We start from the raw sequence: 20,214 nt of genomic DNA, 5'->3' as shown, positions 1-20,214 counted from the left end.
GCATGGGGTTTTTTGTTAGCCACGGCACGCGGGCGCCCGCCGGGCGGGGATCGCGCGGCGCCGGTAGAATCGCCGGCATCTACCGGAAATCCCTATGCAACTCGGCATTCTCTACGCCCTCCTGGCCTACGTCATCTGGGGGCTGCTCCCGCTCTATATCAAATCGCTGCCCGGTATTGCGCCGCTGGAGATCCTGCTGCACCGGATGGTGTGGTCGCTGGTATTCCTGGGCCTGATCCTGACGTGGCGGCACCAGTGGGCGTGGCTCGGCCGGGTGCTCAAGGACCGGCGCCTGCTGCTCTCGTTCACCGCCAGCGCGGCGCTGCTGTGCGCCAACTGGTTCCTCTATATCTGGGCGGTGTCGGCTAACCGCGTGGTCGATGCCAGCCTGGGTTACTTCATCAACCCGCTGTTCAGCGTGCTGCTGGGCGTGGTGTTCCTGCACGAGCGGCTGCGCCTGGTGCAATGGCTGGCGATCGCGGTCGCCGCGGCCGGGGTGGCCTGGCTGACGGTGGCGGCAGGCCAGTTGCCGTGGATCGCCCTGGGGCTGGCGGCCAGCTTCGGCGGCTATGGCCTGCTGCGCAAGACCGGTGCGCTGGGTGCGCTGGAAGGGCTGTCGCTGGAGACGCTTTTGCTGTTCCCGCTGGCCGCGGCGGCGCTGGCCTGGCTGTTCGCCACCGGCCAGGACAGCTTCACCCACGCAGCGCCGGGTACGCAGTGGCTGCTGCTGCTGGCCGGGCCGGTGACGGCGGTGCCGCTGCTGTTCTTTGCCGCCGGCGCGCGGCGCATTCCGCTGTCACTGCTGGGCCTGCTGCAGTACACCGGGCCGACGCTGCAGCTGCTGCTGGGCGTATGGCTGTGGAACGAACCGTTCCCGGTGCAGAAGCAGGTCGGCTACGCACTGATCTGGCTGTCGCTGGCCTTGTATGCGGCCGAGGGGCTATGGATGAATACGCGGCAGAAGCCCGCAGCCATCCAATCCATCAATGAAGCCAACTGAAAATCAAACGATTTCATTCATCGCACGGATAACCGATACGGTGCCTGGCCACCATGTCTGCCCCGCCTGATGCCACGCCCGCGGTCCAGCGCAAGATCATTCATTGCGACTGCGACTGTTTCTATGCCTCGGTCGAGATGCGCGACGAGCCGTCGCTGCGCGGCCGCCCGATGGCCGTGGGCGGCTCGCCCGACCGGCGCGGGGTGATTGCCACCTGCAACTATGAAGCGCGCGCCTTTGGCGTGCGTTCGGCGATGCCATCGGCACAGGCGCTCAAGCGTTGCCCGGACCTGCTGATCGTGCGCCCGGCAATGGACAAGTACCGCGAGGTCTCGCGCCAGATCTTCGCGATCTATCGCGAATACACCGCGCTGGTCGAACCGCTGTCGCTGGACGAGGCCTACCTGGACGTGAGCCTGTGCACCCGCCACGCCGGCAGCGCCACCCGCATCGCCGAGGAAATCCGCCAGCGTGTGCGCGATGAAGTGGGCGTGACGGTATCGGCCGGGGTGGGGCCGAGCAAGTTCGTGGCCAAGATCGCCAGCGACTGGAACAAGCCCGACGGGTTGTTCGTGGTCAAGCCGGCGGCGGTCGATGGCTTTGTCGCCGCGCTGCCGGTGGAGCGCATCCACGGCGTGGGCAAGGTCACCGCGGCCAAGCTGCGGCGCCTGGGTGCCGAGACCTGCGGCGACCTGCGGCCGTGGTCGCCGGACCGGCTGCACCGCGAGTTCGGTGTCTTCGGGGCGCGGCTCTACAAGCTGTGCCGCGGCGTCGACGAGCGCGAGGTCACGCCCGAGCGCGAGCGCAAGTCGATCAGCGTGGAAGAGACCTATGCCGACGACCTGCCCGACCTGCAGGCCTGCATGGCCGAGCTGGAACCGCTCGTCGCCATGCTCGAAGCCCGCATTGACCGGGCTCAGGCACATGACACCATCGACAAGCTGACCGTGAAGCTGCGCTTCTCTGACTTCCGCCAGACCACGGTGGAATGCCGCGGCCACGCGCCGGACCGCGCCGTCTACGCGCGCCTGCTGGCCGAGGGCCATGCGCGCCGGGGCTTGCCGGTGCGGCTGCTGGGGGTGGGGGTAGGGACCAGCGACCGGGATACGTCGCAGTTGGAACTGTTCGACTGAGCGCAGGATTATTCCGGCGAATAATCAGACCACATGAAATCGTGATGCCTTAATAAATGGCATCAATAAACCAGCTATTGCAGGTCGTTGCGCATCACCAGCAGCCACGGCATATGCGAATTGGTGACGCCGTCGAGCCGGCCCGAATCGCCCAGCTCGATCTCCTCCATCGACACCGACTGCTGGACATTGCCGCCGATGGCACGCACCACGCGCGTGGCCGGATCCACGCCGACCACGATGTCGCAGTGCATGGGCGTGGTGCCGAAGCCTATTTCGGCGATGTCCTCGAGATAGCGGTCACGCCCGCGCCCGGCGCAGATGATGTCGCCGGGCCGGGGCATGGCGGGGACGGGCTCGATATGGAAGGCCGGCCTGGGCAGGATGCCGTCGCGGGCATCGACCACGTACATCGAGTGCGACTGCCCGGTCAGGAACTGGCGCTCGTCCAGCCCCGCCTTGCGCAGCACCCATGAGATAAACACCGCCGACCAGGCCCAGGACCCCCGCGTCACCTGCCGGCAACTGGGCGCTTCACCGACGATGCCCCAGTAGCGGCGCGCCAGCGAGCAGCCCAGGGGCGTGGCTTCCATGCCGGTGCCGTCCGGAAAGGACAGGCAGCTGGCGGCGGGTGGCGGATTGCCGTTGGTTTTGGATTCGGTGTCGGTGGTGGCGGCAGCGGGTGCCCCGGCTGCCTCTGCGGGGGACGCTGGCTGGGCCTCCAGGATCCCTGGCAGTGGCGCAGGCAGCTCCGGTGCGGGCACCGGGCTGTAGGTGACGCAGGACGTGTCGTCCCGGCCCAGCCGCACCACCTGCCCGCCCCAGCGGGCCCATTCCTGCGTGGCGATTTCGACGATGCGTTCACGCGGCGTGGCGCCCGGGCGCGTCTCCGGCCTTTCGGTGTCGGGCAGGGCGCGCGCCTGCGGCCGCACCGGCTCGCTGACGGTGGTGCAGGCAGTCAGCAATGCCAGCGCCACGGCAACGCAAGCCGCGCGCATGGTGCCCGCAGCCTGTGGAGAAAGCTGTGGAACCGGCTGTGGAAAGCGCTGTGCATAACGCTGTGGAGATCTGCGGCGCGGCGGACGGGCGAGCATGGAGGCCCCATGTGGCACGGCACCCGGTCCGGCCTGTCAAGGCCACGGCTGGGCGCCTGTTGGAAGACTTCGCGCGCGATCGCCCCGAAGGCGGATTCAGCGATGCGGCGGATACTGCAGAAGATCAGCTTACCGCTGTGGATAACGTCCCCCGCCTGGCGCTCGCCTGCGCCCTCGGGCACCGGGCGGCGGCATGGCGGGGTCTGACAATTCGGGCCCTGCAGTGCAGCCCGTCAGGCTCACTGGTTGACAGCGTCCTTGAACTTCTGGCCAGCCTTGAACTTCACGGTCTTGGCTGCTTCGACCTTGATTTCTTCGCCGGTACGCGGGTTGCGCGCCATGCGCTCGCCACGCTCGCCCTTGCTGAACGTGCCAAAGCCGATGAGGCTCAGCGTGTCGCCCTTGGCCACTGCGTCCATGATGGCCGACAGGGTCACGTTCAGTGCCTGTTCTGCCTTGGCCTTGGTCAGACCGTCCACCCCGGCTGCGATAGCGTCGATCAGTTCGGTTTTCGTCATGCTTCACTCCGTATCGAGTTGATAAAACACAGGCGTCCGCATGCCGGGCGGCCTGGCTGGCACCGCTTCGGCAAAGACGCCGCGGGCCACATGATACCGTGTCGGGCAAGGCGCACCGGGAACAGATTGTTACCTGGCAGTTTCCGCGAGGCCGCGCCAGGCTGGGCTTCGCGGCAAATCGACGCAGCCGGGTGCAGCCATGGCAAGTGGCGGAAGGTGACGAAAGCGCCCTAAGGTGACAGCGCAGGGCACCGGGGTTCGTGCAACGCGATTGAGGGCATGTGCCCTTGCCCATCCGTCGCCAGAGGGCCTCAGAAGCCCTCTGCGCACGCTCAGGCGTATTGGACAGGGCTGGAGAGCCAGCGTCGGCCAGAAGCGCTTGCAGGCGCTCTGGGAGCCTCGGATGCACGAACTGCACTATGTTGCATGTTTTCGGATCATGGGCCTGGCGGCGAACGGCGCGGCTATTCGGCGCATGCATGGCGCCTTGGGGATCGTTTACGGCCCGGCCCCAGATCCTGTCGCCAGCGTATACGCGCAAGCTGGTGTGATTGGGCGTATACGCCCGAGGTATACGCCCCCGATCAAACCCAAAACCACCAAGTCTCTCGCTATCGCGACGTTTACGGCCCCGGCCATTCGGATGAAACCTTTCGGGGCCTTCCTTCTTTCGCTGACGTGCCTGGCTCGTTCTTTCGGTTTACCTTTTTCTTTCATGTATACAAATAGTAGTAGTAGGTAAACACCCGCCCCCGCTGTGGAAAACCGTGTAAACGTCTTTCGCTTCAAAGGTTTACGTAAACGAGAAGTGGTCGTATCCAATGTTGGCCGAGGTGGATGACTCAGCCCGATGGGCGAGGCCGGTGCCGAACCCCCTCCGACTTATGCCTGAGGCATCCCCATGCCAGCCCCAGGCAGCCCACATCCAATCCGCGTGCTTGTCCACAGTTCCGGGCGGGGTTATCCACATACGCGCAGGTAAACGCGCGTCGCGGCTGGGGTGTAAACGGGGTGCCGTATACCTGTCGGCTGCACCCAAAGGCGTATACGGTGAGGGCGCCGGAAAAAGGACGTTACGTATACGTGTCACGGTTGCACCGGTATCATCCCCGATCGCGCCGGAACGGCCGGCACAGCGGGCCACTCAGGCACAACAGGCGACGAGCACGGAAAGGCAAATGGCGGACAAGGCAAAGCGCAAGGCAGCAGGCGAGGGCAGGAAGAAGACGGCGAGCGACCGGATCGAGGTGCGCCAGTCAGGCGTGCACGGCAAGGGCGTCTATGCGATCGGCCCGATTGCCGAAGGCGAACGCGTGATCGAGTACAAGGGCGAGCACATTTCGTGGAAGACGGCGCTGGAGCGTCATCCGCACGATCCCAGCGATCCCAACCACACTTTCTACTTCAGCCTGGACGACGGCAGCGTGATCGACGCCAAGTACGGCGGCAACCGCGCGCGCTGGATCAACCATGCCTGCGAACCCAACTGCGAGGCGCGCGAGAAGAAGGGCCGCGTGTTTATCCACGCGCTGCGCGATATCGCCCAGGGCGAGGAACTGTTCTATGACTACGGCCTGGTCATTGACGCGCGCTATACGGCCAAGCTGAAGAAAGAGTTCGAGTGCCGCTGCGGCAGCCCGCAATGCCGCGGCACCATGCTGGCGCCGAAGGAAAAGAAGAAGAAGGACAAGTAAAGCGCGCGTCTCGACCCGCGCCGCCGCCAGCGCAGCAGCGGGTTCAGGCCACCGATCCTGGCGGTTCGCAGGGGATCCGGATCACGAAGCGCATGGTCGGCCGCCGTTCCGGCGCGCCGACCGCCGCCGGTGCATCGCCAGCCGCACCCTGCACCGGCGGCACGTCCTCGATGCGGATGGTGCCCTGGTGCAGCGTCACGATCTCATGGACGATGGCCAGCCCCAGCCCGGCGCCGCCGCTGTGGGCCGCCCGCCCGCCGCCCGGCTCGGGGGCGCGGTCGCCGCGGAAGAAGCGCTTGAAGACTTCCTCGCGCCGCTGCGGCGGGATGCCGGGGCCATTGTCTTCCACCATCACCACCGCCATGCCGCGGTGACCCATGGCCTCGCCGCCGGCGCGCACCGTGATGCGCCCGCCCGCGGGCACGTACTTCACCGCGTTGTCGATCAGGTTGGACAGGGCCTCGCGCATCAGCAGCCGGTTGCCGCGCACCACCGCGGGCGCGCTGCCGGTGAAGGTGGGGCCGGGCAAGATCTCGAAGCCCAGGTCGATGCGTTGCGCCAGCGCCTGCGGCACCCATTCGGCGCCGATCTCGAAGGCCAGCTCGGCCAGGTCGAAGTGTTCCACCGGACCGAGACGCTCCAGCGACAGCCCGGGCTCGGCGCGCGCCAGCGACAGCAGCTGGTTGGACAGCCGCACCGCGCGGTCGGCGGCGGTCTGCACCTCGCGCAGCGCATGCCGGGCGACTTCCAGCGAATCGGCTTCCTGGGCCCGGTCGGCATGCAGCTTGACCGCGGTCAGCGGCGTGCGCAGCTGGTGCGCCGCATCGGCAATGAACTTGCGCTGCGCGTCGAGCGCGTCGCGCAGCCGCGCCAGCAGCGCATTGAGGCCGCGGATCAGCGGCGCCACCTCGGCCGGCACCTGGGTCTCGTCCAGCGCGGCGAGCGAGCGGGCAGTCTGCCGGTTGAGCTTGTCGGCCAGGATCTGCAGCGGCACCAGCTCTTCCTTGAGCACGTGCGACAGGATCAGGCTGCCGACCAGCAGCAGCAGGATCAGCGGCACCGACACCGACAGCAGGATCTCGTTGGCGGCGGTCTCGCGCCGGTCCAGCAGCTCCGCCACCTCCACCACGATGGGCCCGCGCGCGGCTTTGCCGGCCTCGCTGGTGCCAAGTTCGTCCACCGCGGCGCTGGGCAGCATCACCGGCAGCCGCACCGCGCGCACCTGGCGGCCGCTGAACCAGGCATAGAACAGGCGCGCGTCGTGCAGCGTGGTCTGGCCGGTGCCGTAGCCCAGCCAGGTGTCCATGCCGCCGATCAGCCCGTCGGGGCCGTGGATGCGCCAGTAGATGCGGTCGGTGCCCTCGGCCTCGACCAGCGTCTGCGCGATCATCGGGATGTCCTGCTCCAGGCGCGGGCCGGCAATGCGGATCTGCTGGGCGATGTTGTTGGCCACGCCATACAGCGCGCGGTCGAATACCTGCGTGGTGTAGTGCGCCGCCAGCCAGTACGACAGCGAGCCGCTGGTCAGCACCAGCGCAAACAGCGGCGTGGCCAGTGCGCGCAGCAGGTGCGCGCGCAGGCTGATGTTGGAGCCGGGGCGGGAGGCCTGGCGCGTCGCCGCGGGCGCAGGGGTGGCGCCCGCGGCGTCAGCCGTGGCGGAAGATGGGGGCACGTTCCGCGTTGCGATGCGGGAGGCCGTGCGCCAGGAAATCCGGGAGGAGGTGCGGGAGCGAGGCCACATTGCCGGCTAGGCCGAAGGACAGGGCCGCGTGTCGGATAACCGCGGCGGCCGGAGCGGTTTCATTGTCCGGCGCGGATCTGCAGCAGGTAGCCGAAGCCGCGCACGGTGACGATCTCGACATCGCTGTCCTCGAGCTTCTTGCGCACGCGGTGCACATAGACCTCGATCGCGGTGTCGCCCACAGTATCGCCGCCTTCGCCGGCGGGGTGGGCAAAGGTGGCCAGGTGGTCCTGCAGCTGCGCCTTGCTGACCACGCGGCCCTGGCGCTGCAGCAGCAGTTCCAGCACCGCGAACTCGCGCGGCGACAGCTCCAGCGGGCGGGCGTCGATAAACATGCGGCGGTCGTTGCCCGACAGCCGCAGGCGCCCCAGGCGCACGTCGCGCTCGGGTGCGGCCTCGCCCTGCTGGCTGCGGCGCAGCAGCACGCGCACGCGGGCTTCCAGCTCGGGCAGGGCGAAGGGTTTGATCAGGTAGTCGTCGGCGCCGGCGTTCAGCCCCGAGAGCTTGTCTTCCAGCTCGTCGCGCGCAGTCAGGATGATGACCGGGGTGGTGCGGTTGCGGGCGCGGTAGCGCGCCAGCAGGGTCATGCCGTCGATGCCGGGCAGGCCCAGGTCCAGGATGACCAGGTCGTGCTGCTCGCGCAGCAGATGTTCGGTGGCATAGACGCCGTCGTGGACGACGCGCACCTGGTGGCCGGCACGGGACAGGCCGGCTTCGACGCCGCTGGCAATCTGGCGGTCGTCCTCGATCAGCAGAATACGCATGGCGGCAGCTCGGGCAGGAAGTTGGGCATGGCTGGAGGGAAGGCCTCTTGGCGCACACGGAAGGTGCGGGCCTGCCGCAGATTGTACTAGGCGCAGGCGCCCGGTTCCTTACGGATTGCCTACAGCTGCCCGATCCGGCTGCCGCCGCGCCCGCGCTTAGTCGGTCACCGCGTCGGCGGCGCGCTCGATGAAGTGGGCCAGGTCGATGTCGCGCTGGGTCAGGCCGTTGGCATCGTGCGTGGACAGCGTGATGTCGACCCGGTTGTAGACGTTGAACCATTCCGGGTGGTGGTCGGCCTTCTCGGCCTGGATCGCCACGCGGGTCATGAAGCCGAAGGCGGCATTGAAGTCATGGAAGGTGAAGCGCTTGAAGATCGCGTCGCGGTCCTGGACGGTGGTCCAGCCGGGCAGGTCTGCCAGCAGCGTGGCACGGGCTTGCGGGGAAAGCGGAGTCATAGGGGGCTCGATCTGGTCGTAACGAAAACGAAGGCCGCAAATCAATGCGGAAAGCCGGCCCGCCCGCGCCGTGGCGGCGGGCATGCCGGCATTGTTTCACAAAGCGGGAAGCGGGGCAGGGCGCGCCGGGTTTGCCGGCGAGGGCCGGATCAGATGTCTTCGGTATCGGCCCAGCCTTCGCGGGTGCCGACATTGAGCACCTGGTCGCCCGGGGCTACGTCGCCCGCGCCAAGCGTCGGCTGCGCGCGCAGTTCTTCGTACAGCGGCGCAAAGTCCGGGCGGGTGGCGTCGAACAGCTGTTCGAAACTGTCGATCACGAAGTAGGTCTTCTGGAAGGTGTCGATGCGGTAGCGCGTGCGCATGATGCGGCGCACATCGAAGCCGATCCGGTTGGGGCTGGCCGAATCCAGGCTGTAGATCGACTCGCCCTGGCTCGACAGGATGCCCGCGCCGTAGATGCGCAGGCCCTGCGGGGTGCGGATCAGGCCGAATTCCACCGTGTACCAGTACAGCCGCGACAGCATGTCCAGCGCGCCCAGCCCGGCCGCCTTCAGGCCACCCTTGCCGTAGGCCTCCATATAGTCGGCAAAGACCGGGTTGATCAAGAGCGGCACATGGCCGAACACGTCGTGGAAGCAGTCCGGCTCCTGCAGGTAGTCCAGCTGCTCGGGCTTGCGCATCCACCAGCTGGCCGGGAAGCGGCGGTTGGCCAGGTGCTCGAAGAACACCTGGTCCGGCACCAGGCCGGGCACGGCCACGACTTGCCAGCCGGTGGCGCGCATCAGCGTTTCGTTGAGCTGGTCGAAATCGGGGACGCGGTCCTTGTCCATGCCCAGCGTGGCCAGGCCCTGCAGGAATTCATCGCTGACACGGCCCTGCAGCATCGCGGCCTGGCGCTCGTATAGCTTGCGCCAGATGGCGTGGTCGGTGCTGGTGTAGCGGTGCACCGGCTGGGCGATGGTGAAGTCCGGGCGCAGTTCCTGGCCGGACAGCAGGCCGGCGTCGAACTGTTCCTTGAGCTTGTCGGTCAGGGTGCCCTGGAAGGCGCCGGGGGCTTCGGTGGCCGTGGCGATGGACATGGTGCGCGTCTCCTTGTAATGCGTGCTTGCTGCATCGGCGGCAGCATGAATGCGGATTTACTGCGTAGTTTAGACAGCCGAGCGCGCAGAAAGGCCGCAAAATCCGCTTGTTTTGGTGTGGTGGCGCATATAATGTGCATCGTTCAAATAAAGAGTGCGGGATTTGTGTATGGCTGCCTCCGGCGTCTCCCTGGACCCCTTCGACCTCGCGCTGCTGGCCGTCCTGCAGGCCGACGGCCGCACCACTCACCAGCAACTGGCCGAACGCGTGCACCTGTCGCCCAGCCAGGTCGGGCGCCGGCTGGCGCGGCTGGAAGCCGACGGCGTCATCACCGGCTACCGCGTCAACCTGTCCTCGCAGGCGCTGGGCCTGGGGGTGATGGTCTTTATCAGTGTCAAGCTGGCCCACCATGCCGACACCATCATCGAACGCTTCCGCGAAGAGATCCTGTTGCTGGAAGAGGTGCAGGAGTGCTATTCGGTGGCCGGCGAGGCTGACTACCTGATCCGCGTGGTCGTGCCAGACCTGCCCACGCTGGCCGAATTCACCATGAAGCGGCTGATGCGCGTGCCGGGCGTGGAAAGCGTGCGTTCGAATATCGTGCTGACCGCCATCAAATGCGACGGGCCCTTGCCGCTGTCGCACCTGCGCTAAAACTTTTCCTGCGGCGCGTTGCAGGTTTGCGTGCCGGTCTTGCGCTCCTGTGGCGTGCGTGTCACCCTCGCCGGGTGCCGCAAACGTGGCGGGAACGGAGGATGGCAGGATGAAGGGAATCGTCGCCCGAGCCGATCGGGGTCTTGGCAGGTTGCCAATGCAATCGCATGAGTGGCGCGCAGTCCTGGCCCTGGTGGCCACGCTTGGAATCCTGGCAGCCGGCGGCGCGCAGGCCGCGCAGGTGACCCGCTTCTCCCCCGAAGGCACGGTCGGGCAGGTCAGGCAGGTGGCGATCCGCTTCGACGAGGCCATGGTGCCGATGGGCGACGTCCAGGCCACCGCGCCCGCGGCGGTTTCCTGCACTGGTGCCGGCACCGGCGGGCAGGCCCGCTGGATCGATGCGAAGAACTGGGTCTACGACTTTGCCAGCGACCTGCCGCCGGGCGTGCGCTGCACCGTGCGCATGCGTACCGGCCTGCGCAGCGTGGCCGGCACCGCCTATGCCGGCCGCCCGGAGTACAGGTTCGAGACCGGCGGCCCGACGGTCGTGTCCAGCCGGCCTGCGGGCGGCGAGATCGAGGAAGACCAGGTCTTTGCGCTGCGCTTCAACGGCGCCGCCACCGCGGCCTCGGTGCGCGAACACGCCTGGTGCCAGGCGCAGGGGCTGGGCGAGCGCATCCCGGTGCGCCTGCTCGCTGGCAAGGAGCGCGATGCCGTGCTCGACGCCATCCACTGGGAACGCATCGCCAAGCAGGCGCCAGATGCCGTGCACCTGCTTGCCTGCCAGCAGCGGCTGCCGGCCGCGGCGCGGATGCAGCTGGTGCTGGGAGCGGGCATTGCCACCCCCTCCGGCGTGGCCACGCGCGATGAGCGCCGCTTTGACTACACCGTGCGCGACCCCTTCACCGCCAGCTTCAGCTGCGAGCGTGAACACGCGCAGTCGCCGTGCACGCCGCTGCGGCCGATGTCGGTCACCTTCTCCTCGCCGGTGCCGCGCAAGCTGGCCGAGAGCGTGGTGCTGAAGACGCCGTCCGGCCCGCGCGCGCCGCAGTTCGACCCCAACCTGGCGCCGGACGCCAGCGTCAGCGCCCTGACTTTTGCCGCGCCGTTCGCGGAGAAGGCCCAGTTCACCATCGAAGTGCCGCGCAACCTGAAGGACGACAGCGGCCGCGCGCTGGCCAATGCTGACCTGTTCCCGCTCAAGGTGGCCACCGCATCGATGCCGCCGCTGGCCAAGTTTGCCGCGGCGCCGTTTGGCGTGGTGGAACGCTTCGGCGAGCTGCCGCGCGGCAAGGCGCCGGCCGACTACCCGCCGCTGCTGCCGGTGACGCTGCGCAATGTCGAGGCTGACCTCGCCGTGCGTGGCGTGCAGGCCGGGGCCGGCACCGTGATGAAGCTGCGCGTGGACGACGACACGGCCGTGATGCAATGGTTTGGCCTAGTGCGCCGCATGCATGAGGCCAGCTATACCCGGGCCGAGCTCGACGCCGTGCTGGCGGGCCGCTCGCCGTATCGCGTCAACAACCCGCGCAATGCCGTGTCGATCGAGACGCGCTCGGTGTCTTTGCTCGAGCGCGCCCCCGGCGTGCAGAAGCTGGCCGTGCCCAAGCCTTCGGGCGATGCGCCGCGGCCGTTCGAGGTGGTGGGCATCCCGCTGCCGGAACCGGGCTTCCATGTGGTGGAGATCGCCTCGCCGATGCTGGGCGAGTCGCTGCTGGGCAAGCGCGCGCCGATGTACGTGCGCACCGCGGCGCTGGTCACCAACCTGGGCGTGCATTTCAAGCTGGGCCGCAGCGCCGGCAATGAAGACGATGGCAGCCGCAGCGGGCTGGCCTGGGTCACCGCGCTGGACGACGGCAAGCCGGTTGCCGATGCCGCCGTGGCGGTGCGCGATTGCAGCGGCCGCCTGCTGGGCGAAGGCCGTACCGATGCCAGCGGCGTGGTGCGCTTCGCCAGGCTGGCGGCCGCGCCCGAAGGCGCCTGCGACCAGAACGGGTTGTCGGGCTATTTCGTCTCGGCCCGCATCGGCGTCGGCCACCCGCAGGCGCGCGGCAAGGCCGACATGGCCTTCGTGATGTCGGACTGGAACCGCGGCATTGAGACCTGGCGCTTCAATGTGCCGACCGACACCAGCACCGCACCCACGGTGCGCGCGCACACCATCTTCGACCGCACGCTGCTGCGCGCCGGCGAGACCGTGTCGATGAAGCACCTGATCCGTGCCGAGACCGCGCAGGGCTTTGCCCTGCCGCCGGCGAGCCGCCCGCTGCCCACGCGCGTGGTGATCCGCCATGAAGGCAGTGGCCAGACCTACGAGCTGCCGCTGCAATGGCGCCAGACCGCGACCGGCGGGCGCAGCGCGGAGAGCACCTTCCAGGTGCCGCCGGCGGCCAAGCTCGGGGTCTACAGCGTGGAGCTGCAAACGCAGAAGGGCGAAGGCGCGCAGGACAATGACGGCGCGCGCAGCTACACCAGCGGCAGTTTCCGGGTCGAGGCATTCCGCTTGCCGGTGCTGGCCGGCACGCTACAGGTGGCAGGCAAGGCGGGGCCCGTGGTCGCGCCCGCCGAACTGCCGGTCGGCGTGGAGATCCACTACCTCTCCGGCGGCGGCGCGGCCGGGCTGCCCGTGCGCGTGTCCGCGCTGCTGCGCGACAAATACGTCAGCTTCCCCGGCTATGACGAGTTCTCGTTCAACCCGCCGCGCGCCCAGCGCGAAAGCGCCAGCGGCGACGAGGAGATGGATGAGGGCGAGCAGAGCGATGCCAGTGCCGACGGCCAGAAGCTGGTCGCCGACAAGCTGCCGGTGACGCTCGACAAGAACGGCAACGGCACCGTCACGCTGCGCAAGCTGCCCAAGACCGAAGCCCCGCGCGACTTGCTGCTCGAAGCCGGCTTTGCCGACCCCAACGGCGAGATCCAGACCCTGCGCCAGACCGTGCCGGTGTGGCCGGCGGCGGTGGTGGCCGGCATCCGCACCGATGGCTGGGTCTCGGTCAAGCAGAAGCTGGCCGTGCACGGCGTGGTGCTGGACGTCAACGGCAAGCCGGTGGCGGATGCGCCGGTCAAGATCAACGCGCGGGCACGCATCACCACCTCGGCGCGCAAGCGCGTGGTGGGCGGCTTCTACCGCTATGACAACCGCTCCGAGACGCGCGACCTCGGCACCGTGTGCGAGACCCGTACCGATGCGCAGGGCCGTGCGCGCTGCGACGTGGCGCTGGAGCAGGCCGGCCAGATCGAACTGGTGGCGAGCGCGCGCGACAAGGACGGGCGCACCGCGCAAGCGGCCTCGACGGTCTGGGTCACGCGCCAGGGCGAGCTCTGGTTCGGCGGCGAGAACCATGACCGCATCGACCTGCTGCCGGAGAAGAAGTCCTACGCGCCGGGCGAGACCGCGGTGTTCCAGGTGCGCATGCCGTTCCGCCACGCCACCGCGCTGGTGGCGGTGGAGCGCGAGGGCATCTACCAGACGCAGGTGGTCGAGTTGCACGGCAGCGATCCCACCGTGCGCGTGCAGGTGAAGCCGGAGTGGGGGCCCAACGTCTACGTGTCGGTGCTGGCCTTGCGTGGGCGCCTGCATGAGGTGCCCTGGTATTCGTTCTTCACCTGGGGCTGGCGCCAGCCGGGCGAGTGGTGGCGCGCGTTCCGCAGCGAGGGCCGCGAATACGCCGCGCCGACCGCGCTGGTAGACCTGTCCAAGCCGGCCTTCCGGCTGGGGCTGGCGGAGATCCGCGTCGGCAATGCGGGCCACCGGCTCGACGTTACCGTGACGCCGGACAAGGCCAGCTATCCGGTGCGCGGCAAGGCGCGCGTGGCGATCCAGGTGAAGCTGCCAGACGGCAAGCCTGCCGCCAACGGCGAAGTGGCGCTGGCCGCGGTGGACCAGGCGCTGCTGGAACTGATGCCCAACACCAGCTGGGACCTGCTCGATGCGATGCTGCAGCGGCGCGGCTACGGCGTGGAGACGTCGACCGCGCAGATGGAAATCATCGGGCGCCGCCACTACGGGCGCAAGGCGGTGCCGGCGGGCGGCGGCGGCGGTAAGAGCCCCACGCGCGAGCTGTTCGACACGCTGCTGGTATGGAACCCGCGCGTGCAGCTCGACGCGGAGGGCCGCGCCAGCATCGAGGTGCCGCTCAACGATTCGCTGACCAGCTTCCGCATCGTCGCGGTGGCGGACCTCGGCCTCGGCCGCTTCGGCACGGGCAGCGCCACCATCGCCGCCACGCAGGACCTGCAGGTGATTTCCGGCCTGCCGCTGCTGGTGCGCGAGGACGACCGCTACCGCGCCATGTTCACGCTGCGCAATACCACCAGGCGCGCGATGACGGTGCAGGCCAGCGCGCGCGGCGCGCTGCTCGGCAACGAGACCAGCCTGCCGGTGCAGACCGTGCAGATCCCTGCCGGCGAAGCGCGCGAGATCGGCTGGGACGTGACCGCGCCCGCGCTGCTGGCGTACTCGCGCAGCGGCACGGTGACGTGGGAAGTGCAGGCGAGCGAGCAGGGCACGGGTGGCGCGGCCGACCGCATCAAGGTGTCGCAGCAGATCGTGCCGGCCGTGCCGATGACGGTGCAGCAGGCCACGCTGGCGCAGGTGTCGCCGTCGCTGTCGGTGCCAATTAAGGCGCCGCCGGGTGCCCTGGCGGATCCGGCGGGCAAGGTGCGCGGCGGGCTGCAGGTCAACTTCCAGTCGTCGCTGGCGGGCGGCATGCCGGGCGTGCGCGAGTGGTTCCGCAACTACCCGTTCACCTGCCTGGAGCAGCGCGCATCGAAAGCGATCGGCCTGAACGACACCGCCGCGTGGGACGCGCTGATGACGCAGCTGCCGTCCTATCTCGATGCCAACGGGCTGGCCTCGTACTTCCCGCTGAACGCCGACGGCGACTTCGGCAGCGAAGTGCTGACCGCCTACCTGCTGGCGGTCACCGACGAGGCCGCGCGCGCCGGGCTGGCGCTGCGCATCCCCGACGCGCAGCGCACGCAGATGGAGCGCGGGCTGACTGACTTCGTCGAAGGCCGCATCCGCCGCGACAGCTGGGCGCCGGTGGCCGGCACGCAGTACCTGGAAGCGCGCAAGCTGGCCGCGCTCGAGGCGCTGTCGCGCACCGGCCATGCGCAGGCGCGCATGCTGGGCTCGATCCAGATCCTGCCGGCGCAGTGGCCGACCTCTGCGCTGCTGGACTGGACCTTGCTGCTCACGCGCATGCAGGACATCCCGCAGCGCGAGCAACGCCTGGCCGAGGCGCAGCAGCTGCTGCGCTCGCGCCTGACGGTGCAGGGCACGCGCCTGGCGTTCTCCACCGAGCGCAACGACAACTGGTGGTGGATGATGGCCGGCGGCGACACCAATGCCGCGCGCCTGCTGGCGCTGGCGTCGGAACTGCCGGGCTGGAAGGAGGATGCGCCGCAACTGGCCACCGGGCTGCTGGGCCGGCAGGTGCATGGTGCCTGGGGCACCACCACTGCCAATGCCTGGGGCATGCTGGCGGTGACGCGCTTCTCGCAGGCGTTCGAGAAGACGCCGGTGGCGGGCACCACGCGAGCGAGCCTGAGCAATGCGGCCGACGCCTCGCGCAGTTTCGACTGGGCACGCGCGCAGCGCACCGACGGCGTGGCCCAGGGCAGTGTCGACCTGCCGTGGCCTACCGGCGCCGACGGCGGCACGCTGCAGGTGGAGCACGCCGGCGCCGGCCATCCGTGGGCCACGGTGCGGGCGCTGGCGGCGGTGCCGGTGACCGCGCCGCTGGCCGCGGGCTACCGCATCAAGCGCACCGTGACGCCGCAGGAGCAGGCGGTGAAGGGCAAGTGGTCGCGCGGCGATGTCTACCGAGTCAAGCTGGAGATCGATGCGCAGGCCGACATGACCTGGGTGGTGGTCAGCGATCCGGTGCCTGCCGGCGCCACCATCCTCGGCAGCGGCCTGGGCCGTGACTCCCAGATCGCCACGCGCGGCGAGCAGCGCAAGGGCGCGGCCTGGCCGGCCTACACCGAGCGCACGCCGCAAGCCTACCGCGAGTACTTCGGCTACCTGCCCAAAGGCACGGTATCGGTCGAATACACGGTGCGGCTGAACAACGCCGGCGACTTCGCGCTGCCGCCCACGCGCGTGGAAGCGATGTACGCGCCCGACGTGTTCGGCGTGGCGCCCAATGCGCGGCTGGCAGTGGGGGCGCGCCCATGAGCTGGCTGTCGATGATGATGCCGGCACGCGTGCGCGAGTGGTGGATCGCGGGCACGCTGGCCGGCATCATCTACGGCGCGCTGCTGGTGCAGGTGGCGATCGAGCTGCCTGACGGCGCGCCGCTGACCGGGCATATCGCCATGCAGCCCGCATGGAAGACCGCGATGGCGGTGCTGCTGGCACGCGCCGCGTGGTTCCACCGGCCGCTTGTGGAGCGCCGCTGGCTGGTCACGGCGCTGCTGTTCTCAGCCCTGGGCGACCTCCTGCTGGCGCTGCCGACGCTGACGTTTTCGTTCATGGGCGGGCTTGGCGCCTTCCTGCTGGCGCACCTGGCCTACCTGCGCGTGCTGGTGCCGCTGGCGGGCGACACGCGCCCGCACCGGCTGATTGCGTGCGGCGCCATGCTGGGCGTGGCGGGCACCATGCTGGGCCGCTTCTGGCCCAATATGGGCCCGCTGACGGTGCCGGTGGCGATTTACGTGGGCGTGCTTGCGGCGATGGCCTGCAGCGCGCTGGTGGCGCGCCTGCCCACGCCGCTGGCGGCGCTGGGGGCGCTGTGCTTTGCCGCCTCGGACATGATGATCGGCATCGCGCGCTTCCTGGTGCCGTTCGAATCCTTCCAGCTTGGCATCTGGTGGACCTACGCCGCGGCCCAGGTGCTGCTGGTGGCGGGCATCGTGGCGGGACGCAGGCAGGCATGAAGCAGCGCTGTATTCGCATGGTGCTGGTGACGGCGCTGGCCTGGTCCGCACCGGCCATAGCCCTGCAGTCCTTCGAGCAGGTCCGTGCCGACTGGCGCAGTGCCGACGTGCTGGTGCTGGACCGCCACGGCGACACCGTAGGCCGCGTGCGCGACGACTTCCGCGCGCGCCGCGGCGACTGGGTCGCGCTGGCCGATACCTCGCCCGCGTTGCGCACTGCCATCGTGCTGTCGGAGGACCGGCGCTTCTATGCCCACAGCGGGGTCGACTGGCAGGGCGTGGCGGCCGCGGCCTGGGCCAACCTGTGGAACACGCGCACGCGCGGCGCCTCGACGCTGACCATGCAGCTGGCGGGCCTGCTCGATCAGGACCTGCGCCGGCCGGGCGTGCCGGGGCAGGGCCGCAGCTTCACGCAGAAGCTGGGGCAGGCCGCGGGCGCGGCGGCGCTCGAGCGCAGCTGGAGCAAGGACCAGATCCTGGAGGCCTACCTGAACCTGGTGCCGTTCCGCGGCGAGCTGGTGGGCCTGTCGGCGATGTCGCAGGTGCTGTTCGGCAAGTACCCGGAAGGGCTCAACGCGCGCGAATCGGCACTGGCGGTGGCGCTGGTGCGTGCGCCCAATGCCAAGGCCGCTCAGGTGGCAAGCCGCGCCTGCGGCATCCTGCGCGAGATGCGCATGCCGCGCGAGTGCGATGGCCTGGAAGGCTTTGCGCAACTGGCGCTGCTGCGTACCGGGCCGGTGGCGCAGCGCGCCGCGGCGGCCGCGCCGTCGGCGGCGTCGCCGCAGCTGGCACCGCACCTGGCACGGCGCCTGGTCAGCGAGGCGCGCTCGCAGCTGGCTGCGGGCGTACCCATGCCTGCGCGTATTACGTCCACGCTCGATGCCCGCCTGCAGCGCGCGGCTGCCACCAGCCTGGACCGGCACCTGCGCGAACTGGCCGGGCGCAATGTCGAGGACGGCGCGGTGGTGGTGATCGACAATGCCAGCGGCGACGTGCTGGCCTATGTGGGCTCGTCGGGCACGCTGTCAGGCGCCGCGCAGGTGGACCACGCGGCGGCGCTGCGGCAGGCGGGCTCGACGCTCAAGCCCTTGCTGTATGAGCAGGCGCTGGAAGAGAAGCGGCTGACGGCGGCCTCGCTGCTGGACGACCGGCCGGTGAACCTGCCGGTCGGCGGCGGGCTCTACGTGCCGCAGAACTACGATCACCGCTATGCCGGCTGGGTCAGCCTGCGCGCGGCGCTGGCCGCGTCGCTAAACGTGCCTGCGGTGCGCACGCTGGTGATGGTGACCCCGCACCGCTTCCACAAGCGGCTGGTGGCGCTGGGGCTGCCGCTGACCGAGGCCGGCGACTACTACGGGTTCAGCCTGGCGCTGGGCAGCGCCGACGTGTCGCTGCTGGCGCTGACCAATGCGTACCGGGCACTGGCCAATGGCGGGCGCTACGCGCCGCCACGGCTGCGGGAAGGGGCAGCGGCCGCAGTGCTGACGCCGGTGATGCAACCTGGCGCGAGCTACGTGATCGCCGACATCCTGTCGGACCGCCATGCGCGAGCGCGCACCTTCGGCCTGGACAGCCCGCTCACCACACGCTTCTGGACCGCGGTGAAGACCGGCACCAGCAAGGACATGCGCGACAACTGGTGCATCGGCTGGTCGCAGCATTACACCGTGGGCGTGTGGGTCGGCAATGCCAGCGGCGCCAGCATGCACGAGGTCTCGGGCGTATCGGGCGCAGCGCCGGTCTGGCACGACGTCATGGAAGCGCTGCACCGCGCGCGCGCCAGCCAGGCGCCCGCTATGCCCGCCGGCGTGCAGCGCGTAGCGCTGAGCTTCGACGACGGGCTGGAGCCAGCGCGCGATGAAGTCTTTCTGGCCGGCACCGCGATCCGGCGCGTCAGCGTGAGCGCACCCGCCGCGCGCCCGACCGCACCCGTGATCGCCAATCCTGCCGACGGCACCGTGTTTGCGCTGGACCCCGACATGCCGCCCGCGGCGCAGCGTGTCTGGTTCCATGCCGAGGGCGTGGCCGGCCAGACCGCGCGCACGGTCAGCTGGCGCATGGACGGCAAGCCGCTGGGGCGCGGCGGCGAGGTGGCATGGCTGCCGTGGCCGGGGCGGCACCAGGTGGAGCTGCTCGATGCGTCAGGCAAGGTGGTGGACCGCATCGGCATCGAAGTGCGCGGCGCATCAGTGCGCGCGCCTGTGCCTGCGGCTAGGCGCTGAGGCCGGCGCGCGCTTTCAGGAAATCGACGAATATGCGCAGCTTGGGCGGCATCAACACGCGGCCCGGGTAGTACAGGTAGAAGCCGTCGAACGGCGGCAGCCAGGCGTCGAGCACAGTGACCAGCCGGCCGCTGTCCAGCGCCGGCTGGATATGGACCGGGAATTCGTAGATCAGCCCCATGCCGTCGAGCGCCGCCTGATGCAGCAGGGTCTTGTCGTTGGCGATTAGCGCGGGGCGCGTGGCCACGGTAACGGTGCGGCCGTCCTCGACGAACTCCCAGCGATAGACGCTGCCGTGCGGGCCAAAGCGGTACTGCAGGCCGGCATGCGCGTGCAGGTCGCGCGGATGGCGCGGCGTGCCATGGCGGGCAAAGTAATCGGGCGAGGCGGCCACCACCATGCGCAGCGGGCCGGTGACGGGGATCGCGACCATGTCACGCTGCAAGGCTTCGCCCAGGCGCAGCCCCGCGTCAAAGCCTTCGGCCACCAGGTCGGCGAAACGGTCGTCGGTGATCACGTCGACGGTGATGGCGGGGCAGGCGCGCATGAAGTCGGCCAGCAGCGGCCGCAGCACCAGCGCGCCGGCGGTGGTCGGGGTGGTCAGCCGCAGCGTGCCGGCTGGCATGTCGCGCTGCTGGCGGATATCGTCGGTGGCGGCGCCGATTTCTGCCAGCGCCGGCTCCACGCGCGCCAGCAACGCGGCCCCGGCTTCGGTCAGGCCGACGCTGCGGGTGGTCCGCTGCAGCAGCCGCACGCCCACGCGCGCTTCCAGCTGGCGAATGGTCTGCGAGACCGCCGAGGGGCTGACCGCCAGCGCAGCAGCGGCGGCGGTAAAGCTGCCGAGCCGCGCCACGCGCGTGAACGCGGCCAGCGCGGGCAGGGAATCGATATCGATTGTGAAGTCTGGCTTCATGATACATGCAGCGTAGCACGCTGTTTCCGCGCGGGTCGAGTGCCCATACTTGCCCCATCCGAT

At 69.3% G+C, this 20,214-nt stretch carries 14 protein-coding genes; 7 read left to right on the top strand and 7 right to left on the bottom strand.

The genetic code is table 11. From position 1 onward, the window contains the following. Nucleotides 1-94 precede the first annotated feature (94 nt). Both rarD and dinB read left to right on the top strand, forming a co-directional pair. Complete coding sequence (rarD, locus tag CNE_RS17795; protein ID WP_013958432.1) at nt 95-1,000, top strand: EamA family transporter RarD; 906 nt, start codon at nt 95-97, stop codon at nt 998-1,000. 53 nt (nt 1,001-1,053) lie between these two features. Beyond that, nucleotides 1,054-2,133: a DNA polymerase IV gene (gene dinB / locus CNE_RS17790; protein WP_013958431.1), complete on the top strand. Its 1,080-nt coding sequence runs from the start codon at nt 1,054-1,056 to the stop codon at nt 2,131-2,133. A gap of 74 nt (nt 2,134-2,207) precedes the next feature. On the opposite strand, the gene CNE_RS17785 is transcribed toward dinB, so the two are convergent. Together CNE_RS17785 and CNE_RS17780 are read right to left on the bottom strand one after the other, a co-directional pair. Then, nucleotides 2,208-3,227, bottom strand: coding sequence for a DUF2272 domain-containing protein (locus CNE_RS17785; RefSeq protein WP_013958430.1), 1,020 nt, complete (start codon nt 3,225-3,227; stop codon nt 2,208-2,210). Between the two features lie 239 nt (nt 3,228-3,466). Continuing rightward, nucleotides 3,467-3,745, bottom strand: coding sequence for an HU family DNA-binding protein (locus CNE_RS17780; protein WP_012354324.1), 279 nt, complete (start codon nt 3,743-3,745; stop codon nt 3,467-3,469). Nucleotides 3,746-4,923: 1,178 nt separating this feature from the next. Here CNE_RS17780 and CNE_RS42890 point away from each other — a divergent pair. Then, complete coding sequence (locus CNE_RS42890; protein ID WP_041228248.1) at nt 4,924-5,439, top strand: SET domain-containing protein; 516 nt, start codon at nt 4,924-4,926, stop codon at nt 5,437-5,439. A gap of 43 nt (nt 5,440-5,482) precedes the next feature. On the opposite strand, the gene CNE_RS17770 is transcribed toward CNE_RS42890, so the two are convergent. The 4 genes from CNE_RS17770 to phhA form a co-directional block, all read right to left on the bottom strand. Next, complete coding sequence (locus CNE_RS17770; RefSeq protein WP_404997186.1) at nt 5,483-7,111, bottom strand: sensor histidine kinase N-terminal domain-containing protein; 1,629 nt, start codon at nt 7,109-7,111, stop codon at nt 5,483-5,485. A gap of 128 nt (nt 7,112-7,239) precedes the next feature. Continuing rightward, nucleotides 7,240-7,944: a response regulator transcription factor gene (locus CNE_RS17765; protein ID WP_013958427.1), complete on the bottom strand. Its 705-nt coding sequence runs from the start codon at nt 7,942-7,944 to the stop codon at nt 7,240-7,242. A 156-nt stretch (nt 7,945-8,100) separates the two neighbouring features. Then, nucleotides 8,101-8,400 carry a 4a-hydroxytetrahydrobiopterin dehydratase gene (locus tag CNE_RS17760; RefSeq protein ID WP_041228247.1) on the bottom strand — a complete coding sequence of 100 codons (300 nt, stop codon included), beginning with the start codon at nt 8,398-8,400 and terminating at the stop codon, nt 8,101-8,103. Nucleotides 8,401-8,549: 149 nt separating this feature from the next. Next, complete coding sequence (gene phhA / locus CNE_RS17755) at nt 8,550-9,479, bottom strand: phenylalanine 4-monooxygenase (RefSeq protein WP_013958425.1); 930 nt, start codon at nt 9,477-9,479, stop codon at nt 8,550-8,552. 169 nt (nt 9,480-9,648) lie between these two features. Between phhA and CNE_RS17750 the strand changes: the two genes are divergently transcribed. From CNE_RS17750 to pbpC, 4 genes are all read left to right on the top strand, one after another. Then, nucleotides 9,649-10,134 (top strand): Lrp/AsnC family transcriptional regulator, encoded by a 486-nt coding sequence (locus tag CNE_RS17750; RefSeq protein ID WP_013958424.1) that lies wholly within the window; start codon nt 9,649-9,651, stop codon nt 10,132-10,134. Between the two features lie 109 nt (nt 10,135-10,243). Continuing rightward, nucleotides 10,244-16,315 carry an alpha-2-macroglobulin family protein gene (locus CNE_RS17745; protein ID WP_013958423.1) on the top strand — a complete coding sequence of 2,024 codons (6,072 nt, stop codon included), beginning with the start codon at nt 10,244-10,246 and terminating at the stop codon, nt 16,313-16,315. Beyond that, on the top strand, nt 16,312-17,016 hold the full coding sequence (locus CNE_RS17740; RefSeq protein WP_013958422.1) for a lysoplasmalogenase: 705 nt from the start codon (nt 16,312-16,314) through the stop codon (nt 17,014-17,016). Before CNE_RS17745 ends, CNE_RS17740 begins: the two co-directional genes overlap by 4 nt. After that, on the top strand, nt 17,013-19,238 hold the full coding sequence (gene pbpC / locus CNE_RS17735) for a penicillin-binding protein 1C (protein ID WP_049800581.1): 2,226 nt from the start codon (nt 17,013-17,015) through the stop codon (nt 19,236-19,238). The genes CNE_RS17740 and pbpC overlap by 4 nt, the downstream gene beginning before the upstream one ends. Here pbpC and CNE_RS17730 read toward each other — a convergent pair. Beyond that, complete coding sequence (locus CNE_RS17730; RefSeq protein ID WP_041228246.1) at nt 19,228-20,151, bottom strand: LysR family transcriptional regulator; 924 nt, start codon at nt 20,149-20,151, stop codon at nt 19,228-19,230. The two genes, pbpC and CNE_RS17730, sit on opposite strands and share 11 nt — an antisense overlap. Between the last annotated feature and the right edge of the window lie 63 nt (nt 20,152-20,214).

Origin of the sequence: Cupriavidus necator N-1 (assembly GCF_000219215.1) — a bacterium.
Taxonomy (GTDB): Bacteria; Pseudomonadota; Gammaproteobacteria; order Burkholderiales; family Burkholderiaceae; genus Cupriavidus; species Cupriavidus necator.
The sequence above is the reverse complement of the archived record's forward strand: the minus strand, read 5'-3'. Positions and strand labels throughout refer to the sequence as shown.